The 13,648-nt window shown below is 70.7% G+C and carries 16 protein-coding genes; 7 read left to right on the forward strand and 9 right to left on the reverse strand.

Annotation, left to right across the window (positions count from 1 at the left end; genetic code table 11):
* Nucleotides 1–140: 140 nt before the first annotated feature.
* The 4 genes from ACBJ32_RS35825 to ACBJ32_RS35840 form a co-directional block, all read right to left on the reverse strand.
* The gene (locus tag ACBJ32_RS35825; protein WP_375130519.1) at nucleotides 141–2,246 is read right to left on the reverse strand and encodes a (Fe-S)-binding protein; all 2,106 of its coding nucleotides are present in this window, start codon (nucleotides 2,244–2,246) and stop codon (nucleotides 141–143) included.
* A 138-nt stretch (nucleotides 2,247–2,384) separates the two neighbouring features.
* A complete protein-coding gene (locus ACBJ32_RS35830; protein ID WP_375130520.1) occupies nucleotides 2,385–2,966 on the reverse strand; it encodes a TetR family transcriptional regulator in 582 nt (193 codons plus the stop codon).
* Nucleotides 2,963–3,736 carry a class I SAM-dependent methyltransferase gene (locus tag ACBJ32_RS35835; protein WP_375130521.1) on the reverse strand — a complete coding sequence of 258 codons (774 nt, stop codon included), beginning with the start codon at nucleotides 3,734–3,736 and terminating at the stop codon, nucleotides 2,963–2,965. The genes ACBJ32_RS35830 and ACBJ32_RS35835 overlap by 4 nt, the downstream gene beginning before the upstream one ends.
* A complete protein-coding gene (locus tag ACBJ32_RS35840; RefSeq protein ID WP_375130522.1) occupies nucleotides 3,733–4,542 on the reverse strand; it encodes a sugar phosphate isomerase/epimerase family protein in 810 nt (269 codons plus the stop codon). The genes ACBJ32_RS35835 and ACBJ32_RS35840 overlap by 4 nt, the downstream gene beginning before the upstream one ends.
* A gap of 56 nt (nucleotides 4,543–4,598) precedes the next feature.
* Here ACBJ32_RS35840 and ACBJ32_RS35845 point away from each other — a divergent pair, with 56 nt between their 5' ends.
* The 5 genes from ACBJ32_RS35845 to disA are packed head-to-tail and all read left to right on the forward strand — an operon-like array spanning nucleotide 4,599 to nucleotide 8,570.
* On the forward strand, nucleotides 4,599–5,297 hold the full coding sequence (locus ACBJ32_RS35845) for a class I SAM-dependent methyltransferase (protein WP_375130523.1): 699 nt from the start codon (nucleotides 4,599–4,601) through the stop codon (nucleotides 5,295–5,297).
* Between the two features lie 42 nt (nucleotides 5,298–5,339).
* Nucleotides 5,340–5,708, forward strand: a complete 369-nt coding sequence (locus ACBJ32_RS35850; protein ID WP_357882632.1) for a MerR family transcriptional regulator — start codon at nucleotides 5,340–5,342, stop codon at nucleotides 5,706–5,708.
* Nucleotides 5,709–5,710: 2 nt separating this feature from the next.
* A complete protein-coding gene (trxA, locus tag ACBJ32_RS35855) occupies nucleotides 5,711–6,016 on the forward strand; it encodes a thioredoxin (protein ID WP_221524547.1) in 306 nt (101 codons plus the stop codon).
* A 30-nt stretch (nucleotides 6,017–6,046) separates the two neighbouring features.
* Complete coding sequence (gene radA / locus ACBJ32_RS35860; protein ID WP_357882635.1) at nucleotides 6,047–7,453, forward strand: DNA repair protein RadA; 1,407 nt, start codon at nucleotides 6,047–6,049, stop codon at nucleotides 7,451–7,453.
* A gap of 40 nt (nucleotides 7,454–7,493) precedes the next feature.
* Nucleotides 7,494–8,570: a DNA integrity scanning diadenylate cyclase DisA gene (gene disA / locus ACBJ32_RS35865; protein ID WP_357882638.1), complete on the forward strand. Its 1,077-nt coding sequence runs from the start codon at nucleotides 7,494–7,496 to the stop codon at nucleotides 8,568–8,570.
* A gap of 147 nt (nucleotides 8,571–8,717) precedes the next feature.
* Here disA and ACBJ32_RS35870 read toward each other — a convergent pair whose 3' ends face one another.
* A complete protein-coding gene (locus ACBJ32_RS35870; RefSeq protein ID WP_357882641.1) occupies nucleotides 8,718–9,413 on the reverse strand; it encodes a hypothetical protein in 696 nt (231 codons plus the stop codon).
* A gap of 229 nt (nucleotides 9,414–9,642) precedes the next feature.
* On the opposite strand from ACBJ32_RS35870, the gene ACBJ32_RS35875 reads away from it, so the two are divergent.
* On the forward strand, nucleotides 9,643–10,404 hold the full coding sequence (locus ACBJ32_RS35875; RefSeq protein WP_375130634.1) for an A/G-specific adenine glycosylase: 762 nt from the start codon (nucleotides 9,643–9,645) through the stop codon (nucleotides 10,402–10,404).
* A 181-nt stretch (nucleotides 10,405–10,585) separates the two neighbouring features.
* Here ACBJ32_RS35875 and ACBJ32_RS35880 read toward each other — a convergent pair whose 3' ends face one another.
* Together ACBJ32_RS35880 and ACBJ32_RS35885 are read right to left on the reverse strand one after the other, a co-directional pair.
* The gene (locus ACBJ32_RS35880) at nucleotides 10,586–11,002 is read right to left on the reverse strand and encodes a cupin domain-containing protein (RefSeq protein WP_375130524.1); all 417 of its coding nucleotides are present in this window, start codon (nucleotides 11,000–11,002) and stop codon (nucleotides 10,586–10,588) included.
* Nucleotides 11,003–11,014: 12 nt separating this feature from the next.
* Nucleotides 11,015–11,338: a cupin domain-containing protein gene (locus ACBJ32_RS35885; RefSeq protein ID WP_375130525.1), complete on the reverse strand. Its 324-nt coding sequence runs from the start codon at nucleotides 11,336–11,338 to the stop codon at nucleotides 11,015–11,017.
* Between the two features lie 115 nt (nucleotides 11,339–11,453).
* On the opposite strand from ACBJ32_RS35885, the gene ACBJ32_RS35890 reads away from it, so the two are divergent.
* Nucleotides 11,454–11,924, forward strand: coding sequence for a MarR family winged helix-turn-helix transcriptional regulator (locus ACBJ32_RS35890; protein ID WP_375130526.1), 471 nt, complete (start codon nucleotides 11,454–11,456; stop codon nucleotides 11,922–11,924).
* A gap of 4 nt (nucleotides 11,925–11,928) precedes the next feature.
* Here ACBJ32_RS35890 and ACBJ32_RS35895 read toward each other — a convergent pair whose 3' ends face one another.
* Both ACBJ32_RS35895 and ACBJ32_RS35900 read right to left on the reverse strand, forming a co-directional pair.
* Nucleotides 11,929–12,867 (reverse strand): sugar phosphate isomerase/epimerase family protein, encoded by a 939-nt coding sequence (locus tag ACBJ32_RS35895; protein WP_375130527.1) that lies wholly within the window; start codon nucleotides 12,865–12,867, stop codon nucleotides 11,929–11,931.
* Nucleotides 12,868–13,352: 485 nt separating this feature from the next.
* Complete coding sequence (locus ACBJ32_RS35900) at nucleotides 13,353–13,622, reverse strand: hypothetical protein (protein ID WP_375130528.1); 270 nt, start codon at nucleotides 13,620–13,622, stop codon at nucleotides 13,353–13,355.
* Nucleotides 13,623–13,648 lie beyond the last annotated feature (26 nt).

Here is a 13,648-nt window from a genome sequence, read left to right on the forward strand (position 1 = left end):
CCCCTCCCCGTCGAATAAGGCCATGCGACGTTGAGGTTACCGTGATTTTCCCGTTATGTGGATGGCAGATTTCTTCCAACCACACCCGTTGACAGGCGAAACTCCTCCACACCAGGTGTGGAGGAGTCCGACATCTCCCGTCAGGAAGCGCCCTTGACAGACTTGATCAGAAGCTGCGCCACGTCCACGACTTCCAGCGATTCCTTGGCCTCGCCGTTGTTCTTCTTCTCGTTGATGGCATCGCCCAGCATGACCATGCAGAACGGGCAGGCGGTGGAGACCGTGTCAGGATTGGTGGTCAGCGCCTCGTCCACGCGCTCGGTGTTGATGCGCTTGCCGATGCGCTCCTCCATCCACATGCGCGCGCCACCGGCGCCGCAGCAGAAGCCGCGGTCCTTGTGGCGGTGCATCTCCTGCGTCTGCACGCCGGGCACCTTCGACATGATGTCGCGCGGCTGGGAGTAGACCTTGTTGTGGCGGCCGAGGAAGCACGGGTCGTGGTAGGTGATCTTCTCCTCGATGGGCGTGATCGGGGTGAGCAGCCCCTCGTCCACCAGCTTCGACAGCAGCTGCGTGTGGTGCACGACCTCGTACGTGCCGCCGAGCTGCGGGTACTCGTTGGCCAGCGTGTTGAAGCAGTGGGGGCAGGTGGCCACGATGTTCTTGACGCCGGCCTCGTTGAGCGTCTCGATGTTCTGCTGGGCCAGCATGTTGAACAGGTACTCCATGCCGAGCCGCCGGGCCGGGTCACCGGAGCACGCCTCCATCGGGCCGAGCACCGCGAACTTCACGCCCGCGATGTGCAGCAGCTCCGCGACGGCCTTGGTGGTCTTCTTGGCCCGGTCCTCCAGCGCGCCCGCGCACCCCACCCAGAACAGGTACTCGGTGCCCTCGGGCATCTTGTCCTCGACGACCTCGACCTCGAAGTCGAGCTCCTCGATCCAGTCGGCCCGCTTCATCTCGGACATGCCCCACGGGTTGCCCTTGTTCTCCAGGTTCTTCACCATCACCCCCGCCTCGGACGGGAACGACGACTCCACCATCACCTGGTAGCGGCGCATGTCGAGGATGTGGTCGATGTGCTCGATGTCCACCGGGCACTGCTCGACGCAGGCGCCGCAGTTGGTGCAGGACCACAGCACGTCCGGGTGGATGACGCCTTCCTCGCCGACGAGCGGCTTCTCCAGCAGCGCCAGCACGTCGGTGTCCTTGTGCTCGACGCCCGCCGAGGCCGCCAGCAGGTACGGGGCCACCTTGAAGGCGTGGTCACGCTGGTCGAGGATGAGCATCTTCGGCGACAGGGGCTTGTCGGTGTTCCACGCCGGGCACTGCGACTGGCAGCGGCCGCACTCCGTGCAGGAGTAGAAGTCCAGGAAGCCCTTCCACGTGGTGTCGCCGATCTTGCCGCGCCCCAGCCGCTCCGGGTCGAGGTCCTCGTCCTCGAAGTCGACCGGCTTGCCGTCCACCCGCATCTCGGGCGCGCCGCCGAGGCCGTCGGGGCGGCGCGAGAAGAGCACGTTGAGCGGGGCGGTGAAGATGTGCAGGTGCTTGGAGTTCACCACGATGACCAGGAACACCAGCATGAAGCCGATGTGCAGGAGCAGCGCGATCTCCTCCAGCAGCGCGCTCTGCGGCAGCGCGTCGCCGAGCGCGAGCGAGACGAACGCGCCGGAGGAGTAGGGGAAGTTGCCGTTGGCCGCCGCCGCACCCCTGGCCAGGAAGAGCGTCCAGATGATGTTGAAGATCATGAACAGGACGAGCCAGGCGCCGCCGAGGTGCGAGCCGGAGAAGCGGGAGTCGCGGCCCAGCGTCTTCGGGGAGTTCTTGACCCGGATGATCGCGAAGGCGACCAGGCCGAGCAGGCACGCCACCGCGATGAAGTCCTGCAGGAGGCCGAGCACGGCCCACGTCCCGATGAGCGGGATGTGGAAGTCGGGCGTGCCGGTGATCGCCCCCTGGATGATCGCGCCGTACGCCTCGATGTAGACGGTCAGCAGGATGAAGAACGCCCACATGACGAAGAAGTGCGCGACGCCCGACGGCGTCCACTTCAGCAGCTTCTTCTGCCCGAACACCTCGACGAGTTGCGCCTTGACCTCGTCGCCGACGTGCGTCCTGGCGTACTCGATGCGCTCGGGCGCCGGCGGCCCGACGGTGGCGAGCTTGAACAGGAACATGACCCTGCGACCGGCCACGGCCACCGCCGCGACGGTCATGACGAGCCCGATGACGGCTACCCAGAGCACGGGGTCCTCCCACAGACGACGTTGCTGTCAGCGTACGGTCACCCGCTGCGCAGGCATGTAGCAGCAATCCTACCCACGAGTAACTTTACTGGGTTACGCGACATACCCTAAGGTCATCGCCGTCTCCAGAACAATGCTCTATCCCGTGAAGTACCTCTGGATGGTCGGCGCCAGGATCTCCACCAGCTCGTCGTGCCCGGCGCTCGCCAGCGGCTCCAGCTTGAGCACGTACCGGGCCAGGACGATCCCGAGCATCTGCGCGAAAGCCGCCTCCACCCGCAGTTGCGGCACCTCCAGCCGGTCGGCCACCTGGTAGAGCAGGGCCGAGGTGAAGAACTCCCTGACCATCCCGACCGCCTGCTCGTTGCTCATCGCCGAGCGGAGCAGCGCCAGCACCGGCGCCCGCGTCTTCTCGTCGGCGGTCAGGCGCAGGATCGTCCGGACCAGCCGCTCCCCGATCTCCTCGCGCGGACCGTCGAGCAGCACCGGGATGATCTGCTGAGGGTTGATCGGCAGCTCCATGGCCGCGGCGAACATGCCCTCCTTGGTGTCGAAGTAGTGGTGCACGAGGGCGGGATCGACCTGGGCCTCCCGCGCGATGCCGCGCACCGTCGCCTTGTCGAACCCCTTCTCCGCGAACACCCTCCTGGCGGCGGTGAGGATCTCGCCGCGCGTGTCGGCCGACCCCGGCCTGCGCCCGGGCCTGCGCTTGTCCGTCACCTACCCACCGCCAGGTAGACCCGCATCGGCACCGACAGCAGCCCCTCGGGGAACTCCGCCCGCAACGCCGCCCGCTGCCGCTCCACCACCTCGTCCGCGCGGTCCGGCGACAGCGCCGCCATGTACGAGTGGGAGCGCAGGTCGAGCAGGAAGTCCTCGATGCCGATCAGCCGCGTCCAGGGGATCCAGCGCTCCTCGATCACCTCGAAGGACGAGGCGATCGGCGGCACCGACCACTGCTCGACCGCCGGCCCCCAGTAGGCGGGCACCTCCTCCGCCAGCCGGGCCTCGTAGGCGGCCAGCCAGTCGGCCTGCGCCGCGTGGTTGAGGTTCCAGCAGCCCACGATGGCGCCCTCCGGCCGCAGCACCCGCCGGGCCTCGGCGATGGAGACCACCGGGTCCAGCCAGTGCCACGACTGGGCGTACGTCACCAGGTCCGCCACCTGGTCGGCCAGCGGCAGCGCGTTGCCGTCGGCCAGCACGGCACTCACCCGCGTGCCGTTCGGGGCGCCGGCCTTGGAGACGAGGCGGGACAGCATCGCCTCGCCCGGGTCCACCGCGATCACGTGGGAGCCGCGCGCCCGCAGCGCGTGCGTCATGATGCCGGTGCCCGCGCCCACGTCCACCGTGGTGGCGCCGTCGAGCTCGACGCCCGACAGCTCGGTCAGCGCGCGGTAGACCTCGTCGGGGTAGCCGGGCCTGGCCGCGTCGTAGGCGTCGGCCACCAGGTCGAACGTCCTGCCCAGATCCTTGATCGGTCCCGTGTTCATGTGGATGCCGCCAGGTGCAGCCTGGCGAAGGCCAGACCCTCCGCCAGATCGTCGATCCGCTCGGTCCTGCTGGCCGCCTTGCGGGTGTTGATCTCGAGCACCACCAGGCCCGAGTAGCCCGTGTTCGCCAGCCGCTCCAGCATCTGCGCGCACGGCTGGTTGCCCCTGCCGGGCACCAGGTGCTCGTCCTTGTTCGTCACCCCGAGGCCGTCGGCCAGGTGCAGGTGCGCCAGCCTGTCGCCGAGCTTGACGGCCATCTCCATGGCGTCGGAGCCGGACACGGCGGTGTGTGACAGGTCCAGCGTGACCTGCGGGAAGTCGTAGTCGATCGGGTTCCAGTCGGGCGAGTAGGGCACCACGTCGTTGCCCCTGGCCCGCAGCGGGAACATGTTCTCCACCGCGAACGTGACCTCGGTCTCGTCCCGCATCCTGGCGAGCCCGGTCTCGAAGTCGCGGGCGTAGTCGCGCTGCCAGCGGAACGGCGGGTGCACCACGACCGTCGAGGCGCCCAGCCGCTCGGCCGCCTTCTGGGCCTTGACCAGCTTCGCCCACGGGTCGCGGCCCCAGACCCGCTGGGTGACCAGCAGGCAGGGCGCGTGAATGGCGAGAACGGGCACCTCGTAGTGGTCGGACAGACGCTCGATCACATCGATGTCCTGGCTCACCGGGTCGGCGCCGACCATGATCTCGACGCCGTCATAACCCAGGCGCGCGGCCAGCTCGAACGCGTCAGGAGTACGTTCCGGATATACCGAGGCGGTGGACAATGCGATCTTCGCATTGGGCACGCGGATGACATCAGCCACGCTGCCAGCCTAAGCCGGAGAAGCCGATCTGGCGCGTCAGCCCCTAGCGTTGGGGCATGACCCGGATAGCGAAAGGTGCGATCCCCAGCCCGAACATCTGGAACACGCCCCAGATCTACGAGCTGGAGAACCGCGCCGCCGATCCCGATGGCGCGGCCGACGCGGCGATGCGCGCCCTGCGCCCGTGGGACGGCGCCACCGTGCTCGACATCGGCTGCGGCACCGGCTACCACCTGCCCGTCCTGGCCGCCGAGGCGTCCCGGGTGATCGGCGTGGAGCCGCACGGCGACCTGGCCGCGCTGGCCCGCCGCCGCTGCGCGAGCCTGCCCAACGTGACCGTGCACGCCGCGGCGGCCCAGGACCTGCCGCTGCCCGACGCCGGGGTGGACGTGGCCATGGCGCGCTGGGCGTACTTCTTCGGGCCCGGCTGCGAGCCGGGCCTGCGCGAGCTGTCCCGGATCGTACGGCGCGGCGGCGCCGCCTTCGTCCTGGACCTCGACGCCACCCGGGGGTCGTTCGGGCGGTGGTTCTCGCGTACGGTGCCGACGTACTCGCCGCGGGAGGTCGAGTCGTTCTGGGACCGTCAGGGCTGGCAGCGCAAGGAGCTCGACCTGCGCATGGTCTTCCAGCGGCGCGCCGACCTGGAGGCCGTGCTGCGCATCGAGTTCACCCCCGAGGTCGCCGAGCAGGCCATCGCCGAGACGCCCGGCCTGGAGCTGGCCTATCCGAACGTGCTGCGCTGGCGCTACTTCTGAGGGCTTGACCTTGACACTGACGTCAACGTTTACCTTGGAGGCATGCGCATCGGTGAGCTGGCTGAACGCACCGGGGTGAGCACCCGCTCGCTCCGCTACTACGAGCAGCACGGGCTGCTGCGCGCCCGGCGCGCCTCCAACGGCTACCGCGCCTACAGCGAGGACGACGTCAGGCTGGTCTCCGAGATCCGGGCCCTGCTCCAGATCGGTTTCACGCTGGAGGAGACCCGCCCGTTCGTCGACTGCCTGCGCCAGGGGCACAGCACGGGAGGCTCCTGCGCCGAGTCGGTCGAGGTCTACGAGCGCAAGCTCAGCGAGATCGACCAGGAGATCCGCGTGCTGCTCGCCCGCCGCGCCGAGGTGGCCGCCCAGCTCGCCCAGTCGTGCCCGGGTTGCTTTGTGAGGGGATGAAGATGATCACGCTGACCACCGACAACTTCGAGGAGCAGGTGCTCAGGAGCGACAAGCCGATCCTGGTCGACTTCTGGGCCGAGTGGTGCGGACCCTGCCGGATGGTGGCGCCCGTGCTGGAGCAGATCGAGGCCGAGCACGGCCTGACGATCGGCAAGCTGAACACCGACGAGAACCCCGAGATCATGGCCCGCTACGGGGTGATGGGCATCCCGACGCTGATCCTGTTCGAGAACGGCGAGCCTGCCAAGCAGGTCGTCGGCGCCAAGCCCAAGCGCATGCTCGTGTCGGAGCTCGGCCTGGCGTGATTGTCGGTAGCAGCCGCTAGCCTGCTCCGCATGGCCAAGACTGCCCAGAAGCCCGGATACCGCTGCACCGAATGCGGCTGGCGCACCACCAAATGGGTCGGCAGGTGCGGGGAGTGCCAGGCCTGGGGCACGGTCGACGAGGAGGGCGCCAGGGCCGGCGTCAACGTCGTCCAGGCCGGGGCCACCACCGCGCCCGCCCTGCCGATCGGCCAGGTCAAGGCCGAGGTGGCGACCGCCCGCACCACCGGGGTCGCCGAGCTCGACCGGGTGCTGGGCGGCGGCCTGGTGCCCGGCGCGGTGGTGCTGCTGGCGGGCGAGCCCGGCATCGGCAAGTCCACGCTCCTGCTGGAGGCCGCGGCGCGCATCGCCGAGCGGGCGACCGTCCTCTACGTGACCGGCGAGGAGTCGGCGGCCCAGGTGCGCCTGCGGGCCGACCGCATCGGCGCGATCCAGGACCAGCTCTACCTGGCGGCGGAGACCGAGCTGTCGGCGCTGGTGACGCACGTGGAGAAGGTCCAGCCGCAGCTGCTGGTCGTCGACTCGGTGCAGACGATCGGCTCCGCGCAGGCCACCGGCGTGCCCGGCGGGGTGACCCAGGTGCGCGAGGTGGCGGCCAACCTCGTCCGGCTGGCCAAGGAGCGCAACATGGCCACCGTCCTCGTCGGCCACGTCACCAAGGAAGGCTCCATCGCCGGCCCCCGCACCCTGGAGCACCTCGTCGACGTCGTGCTGAACTTCGAGGGCGACCGCCACTCCAGGCTCCGCATGGTCCGCGCGATCAAGAACCGGTTCGGCCCCACCGACGAGATCGGCTGCTTCGACCTGCACGAGCGGGGCATCGAGGGCATCACCGACCCGAGCGGGCTGTTCGTCTCCCGGCGCAGCGAGCCGGTCCCCGGCACCTGCGTCACCGTCACGGTCGAGGGCACCCGCCCGCTGCCCGCCGAGGTCCAGGCGCTGGTGGCCCGCACCGAGGCGCAGCAGCCCCGGCGCACCTCGTCGGGGCTCGACACCTACCGCGTGCAGATGATCCTCGCCGTCCTGGAGCGCCGGCTCAACGCCCGCCTCGGCGGCTGCGACGTGTTCACCGCCACCGTCGGCGGCATCAAGCTGGCCGACCCCGCCGTGGACCTGTCGGTCATGCTCGCCGTCGCCAGCGCCGCCGGCGACAAGCCGCTCCCCCCTGGCCTCGTCGCGCTGGGCGAGGTGGGCCTGGCGGGCGAGCTGCGCCCGGTCAAGGACGTGCGCAGGCGGCTGACGGAGGCGGCCCGCCTGGGCTTCAAGCGCGCCCTCGTCCCCGCCGGATCGCTCGAGGAAGGCGGCCGCAGGCGCGGCGGCCAGCGCGCCCTGGTGCCGGTCGGGCCGGTGGCGTTCGCGCCCGGGTTCGAGGTGGTCCAGGCGGAGAACGTCTGGGACGCCCTCACACACGTCACATGAGCGCGGCTAAGCTGAGGTGACCGATCGACACGGGGGTCAGGTGGATAGGAGTCTGGACGACCGCCGTCGCGAAGCCCTGGCCGCGGTAGCGCCGGGCACACCTCTGCGCGACGGCTTGGAACGGATTCTGCGCGGGCAGACCGGCGGGCTCATCGTGCTCGGCTACAACAGGGTCGTCGAAGAGGTCTGCAGCGGCGGCTTCGAGCTCGACGTCGACTTCTCGGCCACCAGGCTGCGCGAGCTGGCCAAGATGGACGGCGCCATCGTGCTGAGCAACGACCACAAGATCGTACGCGCCGCCGTGCACCTCGTCCCCGACCCCGCCATCCCCACCGACGAGTCCGGCACCCGCCACCGCACCGCCCAGCGCGTGGCCAGGCAGACCGGCCTGCCCATCATCGCCATTAGCAAGTCGATGCGCATCATCGCCCTCTACCTCGACGGCATCCGCTACGTCCTGGAGGAGTCGGCCGCCATCCTGTCCAAGGCCAACCAGGCCCTGGCCACGCTCGAACGCTACAAGCACCGCCTCGACGAGGTCTCCGGCACCCTGTCGGCCCTGGAGATCGAGGACCTGGTCACGGTCAGAGACGTCGCCGCCGTCGCGCAGCGCCTCGAAATGGTCCGCCGCATCTCCGACGAGATCAAGGGCTACGTCGTCGAGCTGGGCACGGACGGCCGCCTGCTGTCGCTGCAACTGGACGAGCTGGTGGCAGGGGTCGACTCCGAACGCGAGCTGGTCATCCGCGACTACCTGCCCGCCCCCGCGGGCCGCCGCCAGAAACGCCTCCTGGAGGCCCTGCACGAGCTGGACGAACTCTCGGGCGCCGACCTCCTCGACCTCTCGGCCGTCGCCCACGTCCTCGGCCACAACGGCACCGACCAGCTGGAGACCCCGGTCAGCCCCCGCGGCTTCCGCCTCCTGGCCAAGGTCCCCCGCCTCCCGGCCACGGTCGTCGACAGGCTGGTCAACCACTTCGGCAGCCTGCAGAAGCTCCTGGCGGCCAGCATCGACGACCTCCAGGCGGTGGGCGGCGTCGGCGAATCCCGGGCCCGCAGCGTCCGCGAAGGCCTCTCCCGCCTGGCCGAATCCTCCATCCTGGAGCGCTACGTCTGAGCCCTGGCGTCGATGCCGGCAAGCAGGCCCTGTCATGCCGACGAGCCGGACACGGTCCCCACACAGCCGGGCCATGTCATCGACGTCGGAGGCCGGCCTGGGCACCGGCCCGGGCCGGCGCGGCGCCGCCCCGGCGACCGCGGAACGCTAGCGCAGGTGGAAGACCCCCTTGTTGGTGCGCATCTTGCCCATCCGCGCCACCGCCACGTACGTCCCCGGCAGGGCGGCCGGAGGCGTGGAGCGGCAGTCGGGGCTGGAGCGCCGCCGGTCCCACTCCAGCGAGCGCACGTACGGCACCCCGCGCTGCAACTCCTTGACCTCGCTGCCCTCGCCGCTGACGCAGTCGGCCGTCGACCAGATGCGGTCGGCGCCCGAGGTGATCCTGATCTCCATGGCCCGCGGCCCCACGTCGGCCGTGCACATGACCGAGCCGGTGTTCACCAGCGTGACCAGGAAGGTGGGGCGGGAGCCGCCGGCGTAGATCTGCTCCCTGCCGCCCTGGAGGCTGAGCACCAGGTCCTTCTCCTCGCACGGCTCCCCCGGCCGCCTGGGCCGCTCCGAGGGCGCCGCCTTGGGGGTGGGCGTGGGGGACGGGCTCGCGGTGCCCATGGCCAGCGTACGCAGGCCCGCCAGCAGCGGGTCGACGGCCGGCGTGGTCTGCGCGGCCGTACTGCCGCTCGCGCTGGGTGAGGACTGCGCGCTGGACATTCGTTCGGGGCCGCTGCCGCCGCTGGAGCACGCCCACGCCACAACGGCCACCACGACGAGCACCGCCACCAGCACGCTCATCCGGCGCCGCCAGTAGATGTCACCGCCGTCGCCACGCATCGTATCCGGGTCCATACAGCACAGGATGGTGAGCGGGCAACGACGCGTAGTGACGACACGCCGGGGGATGGCATCTCCTGGAACGCCGACACGCCAAGGGTTGTCATCGCCCCATACCCTTGACCGCGTGGTTGAGCCGAACGTCCTGCACACCGCCGTTCTCGACTGGTACGAGGACAACGCCCGGGATCTGCCGTGGCGGGCACCCGACGCGACCCCCTGGGGCGTGCTGGTGAGCGAGATCATGCTCCAGCAGACCCCCGTCGTCCGCGTGCTGCCGATCTGGCACGAGTGGATGGAGCGCTGGCCCACCCCCAAGGCGCTGGCCGCCGAGCAGCCCGGTGAGGCCGTACGCCACTGGGGCCGGCTCGGTTACCCGCGGCGGGCGCTGCGCCTGCACGCCTGTGCCCGCGCCATCACCGACGAGCACGGCGGCGAGGTGCCGTCCGACCACGCGACCCTGCTGGCCCTGCCCGGCATCGGCGAGTACACCGCGGCCGCCGTCGCCAGCTTCGCCTTCGGCGGGCGGCACGCGGTGCTGGACACGAACGTCCGGCGGGTGTTCGCCAGGGCGATCAGCGCCGAGGAGTACCCGCCGACCGCCACCTCGGCGGCCGAGCGGCGGCTGGCAGAGCGCCTGCTGCCCGAGCTGGGCGCCGCCCGCTGGGGGGTGGCGGTGATGGAGCTGGGCGCCCTGGTGTGTTCGGCGCGCGCCCCGCGCTGCGCCGACTGCCCTATCACGCACGTGTGCGCCTGGCGGCTGGCGGGCAAGCCGCCGCACGCCGGCCCCGCGCGCAAGGGCCAGACGTACGCGGGCACCGACCGCCAGTGCCGTGGCCGCCTGCTGGCGGTGCTGCGCGAGGCCCACGGCCCGGTGCCGAAGGCGGCGCTCGACGTGGTGTGGGACGACGCGGTGCAGCGCGAGCGCGCCCTGGACGGCCTGGTCGCCGACGGCCTGGCCGAGGCCCTCGACGACGGCACCTACCGCCTGCCCCACTCCCCCTGACAGCCCCGCACGCCCGGCCCACTCTCCTCCTGACGGCCCCGCACGCCCGGCCCACTCTCCTCCTGACGGCCCCGCACGCCCGGCCCACTCTCCTCCTGACGGCCCCGCACGCCCGGCCCGCCTTCCGGGTCAGGGCCGGGAGGCCGGCTCAGCGCGGTGATGGTCGGGCGTCCCTGGCCCCCTAACGAACCCAGGGCGGCACGAGCCGCTCGGCGTCCTTGGGGGCCAGGTCGCAGGCGTCCGGCTCCGACACGCCACCGGGGTTGTACACCTGGGCCCCGGCCGGGGCGACCACGATCGAGACGAACCCGTGCTCGGCATCGGCGAACATCTGCCTGCTCACATCCGCGGGCAGCACCATCGTGTCGCCCGCGCCCACCTCGTGCCGCTCACCGTCCAGCTCGACCACGGCGGCCCCGTCGAGCCACGTCCACACCAGCTCGGCGTCGAACGCGTGCACCGGCCCCACCATGCCGGGCCTGGCCTCCACCCGCCAGACGGCCTGCCCGGCGGAGCCCTGCGTCGGCGAGGCGAGGGTGGTCATGACCCCGTTCGGGGTGTCGACCTTGCGGGAGTCCGCTCCCAGGACAACGGTCATCGGTCTTTCCTCTCACGCGATCCACGGCGGAACGCCGAAGTCGGCGCCGTCGGGGCCCGAGGCCCTGGCTCCGCCCGGCGCGGTGACGACGGCGGTGTAGCCGGCGGCGGGGTCGGCCAGGACGCGCCGCACCGTGCGGGCGGGCATGACGACGGTGTCGCCGGCGGCGACGTGGTACGTCTCGCCGCCCAGCTCCACGGTCGCCGCCCCGGCCACCCAGCTCCACACCTGCTCGCTGTCGAAGTCGTGCACGGGCCCCACGGCGCCCGGCCTGGCCTCGACCTTCCACAGGGACCGTGAGGCCCCTCCCTGCGTCGGCGAGGCGAAGGTCGTCATGACCCCGGTTGGAGTCTCCGACCGCCGCGCTTCGGCCCCACGTATGACGGCCATGCCGCCGCACCCCCTAAGATAGGCAACTACGTTGTCCATATAGTTAACCAGGTTGTCTATCGTGTCAAGCTACGTTCCCGGCTTCGAGCTTCCGCTACGCCTGCTGCTCGCGTTCAGGCTGCTGATCGACGAGCTCCACGCCGAGCTCGGCAGGCAGGGCCATCCGGACATCAGGCCCATGCACGGATTCGTCATGCAGGCCATCGGGCCCGACGGCACCACGGCCGTCGAGCTGGGCCGCACGCTCGGCGTCACCAAGCAGGCCGCAGGCAAGACGATCGAGACGCTCGAACGCATCGGCTACGTCGAGCGCACCACCGATCCCCAGGACACCAGGCGCAAGATCGTGCGCCTGACCCCCTACGGCGTGGACGCCCTCGACCGCTCGGCCCGCGTCTTCGACACCCTGCGCGCCCGCTGGGCGGCCGAGCTCGGCGAGGAGCGGCTGCGGGAGCTCGAATCGGACCTGCGCAGGATGACGCCCGGCAATCCGTGGCGGCTGGACACGCCGGGCTGGTTCGGCAATCTGTAGGGCTCTAGGCGGCGAGCTGGAGACCCAGGCTGGTCAGGTTCGTACGTGCCCAGGCCAGCTCCTCGGCCAGCATCGACACCAGCGCCCCCGGTCCCTTGGCCCGGCCGGGGACGAGCAGGTTGTGCGTCTCGACCTCGATGTGCGCGCTGCCGCTCACCGCGCCCGACAGCATGGCCGTCAGCGTGTCCTGCAGCACGGCCCCCGTGCCCGGCGTATCGCCCGTGTGGTTGTGCACGTGGCCCACCTTGACCACCGGCGCCCCGGCCTCGGCCAGACCCTTCAGCGCCGCACCCGGCTCACCGGCGTCGCAGGCGAGGTGGCAGGCGTCGAGGCACACACCCAGGTGCTCGGAGTCGATGCCGAGCACCCGCTCCAGCGCCTGCTCGGTCGTCTCCAGCACGCATCCCGGCCACGGCTCGAACCCGACCCTGATCGTCTTGCCGGTCGTGCTGTAGATGCCGCGCAGCTCGCGGGCCAGCCGCTCCAGCCGGCGGGTGGCGATGGAGTGCAGGTCGGCGGGCCAGTCGCGGCGCCAGCCGATCGGGATCGTCGAGATGCTGCCGAAGCGCACGTCCTCGGGGAGCAGGAACGCCAGGATCTTGGCCAGGGCCATCGTGTAGCGGTAGCGCTCGGGCTTGGCCCAGTCGGGGCCCGGGACCTCCTGGTTGCGGCCGCCGGTGCCGTTGAGGCTCACGACCTCCAGGCCGCGCTCCTCCAGGGAGCGGCGCAGGCGTACGAGCTCGATGCGGTCGGCCGTGAGGTGGTCGGCCACGCTGGGGGACAGCCACAGCCCGATCCCCATCCGCTCGACGCCCAGCCGCTTGCGCACCGGGACCGCGTAGCGGGTCAGGTGCGCGATGAGGTTCTCCAGGTCCTCAGCGGGGTGGACGCCTGCGTTGTAGGCGAGGTGAACGAGCGTTCCGTCATCGTGACGCAGGCGCATCGGTTTCCTCCAGGGCTTGCATTAGTGTTCCCGTCGCCCGCCTCGGACGTGCGAACCATGTGAGCATGCCTGCCAGGTGGTGGCACGCGCGTCCGCCCTGAGTTGACTTCTTGCTACTCCCCAGGGAGCAGGCCCCCAGCTTGGGAGCACGCTCTTGTGGCTCACTTGGATGAGACTTGGCGAAGCTCTACGCAGTGTAGTACTACTCGCGGTGGTGGTATACCCGCTGACCCAACAATTACGCAACGACGGCAACCTTCTCACTTCTCCCCAGGTGGGATGTGAAGATCCCCAAAGATGCCGTACATGCCGCCCATGGCCCCGTCCGGGCGCCATCGGACAAGTAGGCGACCTCGGCTCCATCCGGCACCTCCCACGGCCCCAACGGCGGCCTCAGCGCCGCCACCGTCCACAGCTATGACTGGATAGCCCGCCAGAATGTGACAGCGGCCCGGCCCCGTGACGGGGCCGGGCCGCCGGCGGCTTCAGGACAGCGGGACCCCGACACAGTCCACGACGGCCTCCGGGTTGAGTACCTCGACGAGATTCGCCCCGCCACCGCAGACCGGGACGTTGAGATCGGTGCCGTGGATGACGTCCGCCACGTTGAGGCCCGCCACGTTGACGGGCGGCTGCACCCGCGCGTGTGCAGTAGGGGCGAGCGCCGCGACGGGCAGGACGACGGCGGCCAGGAGCACGGCGGGACGGCTGAGGAAGCAGCGCATGGCGAGCCTTCCGTTGAGGATGTTCCTCATGCGGTGATGCCCGCGCCGCACCATCG

This window comes from Nonomuraea sp. GTA35, assembly GCF_041950525.1.
In the GTDB taxonomy this organism is placed as follows: domain Bacteria; phylum Actinomycetota; class Actinomycetes; order Streptosporangiales; family Streptosporangiaceae; genus Nonomuraea.

Coding starts and splice junctions, on each gene's coding strand:
- ACBJ32_RS35845 (WP_375130523.1), top strand. CDS start 4,599: ATGACCCGGATAGCGAAAGGTGCGATCCCCAGCCCGAACATCTGGAAC.
- radA (WP_357882635.1), top strand. CDS start 6,047: ATGGCCAAGACTGCCCAGAAGCCCGGATACCGCTGCACCGAATGCGGC.
- ACBJ32_RS35875 (WP_375130634.1), top strand. CDS start 9,643: ATGCTCCAGCAGACCCCCGTCGTCCGCGTGCTGCCGATCTGGCACGAG.
- ACBJ32_RS35870 (WP_357882641.1), bottom strand. CDS start 9,413: ATGGACCCGGATACGATGCGTGGCGACGGCGGTGACATCTACTGGCGG.
- ACBJ32_RS35895 (WP_375130527.1), bottom strand. CDS start 12,867: ATGCGCCTGCGTCACGATGACGGAACGCTCGTTCACCTCGCCTACAAC.
- ACBJ32_RS35880 (WP_375130524.1), bottom strand. CDS start 11,002: ATGACCGTTGTCCTGGGAGCGGACTCCCGCAAGGTCGACACCCCGAAC.
- ACBJ32_RS35900 (WP_375130528.1), bottom strand. CDS start 13,622: ATGAGGAACATCCTCAACGGAAGGCTCGCCATGCGCTGCTTCCTCAGC.
- ACBJ32_RS35850 (WP_357882632.1), top strand. CDS start 5,340: ATGCGCATCGGTGAGCTGGCTGAACGCACCGGGGTGAGCACCCGCTCG.
- ACBJ32_RS35885 (WP_375130525.1), bottom strand. CDS start 11,338: ATGACGACCTTCGCCTCGCCGACGCAGGGAGGGGCCTCACGGTCCCTG.
- trxA (WP_221524547.1), top strand. CDS start 5,711: ATGATCACGCTGACCACCGACAACTTCGAGGAGCAGGTGCTCAGGAGC.
- ACBJ32_RS35835 (WP_375130521.1), bottom strand. CDS start 3,736: ATGAACACGGGACCGATCAAGGATCTGGGCAGGACGTTCGACCTGGTG.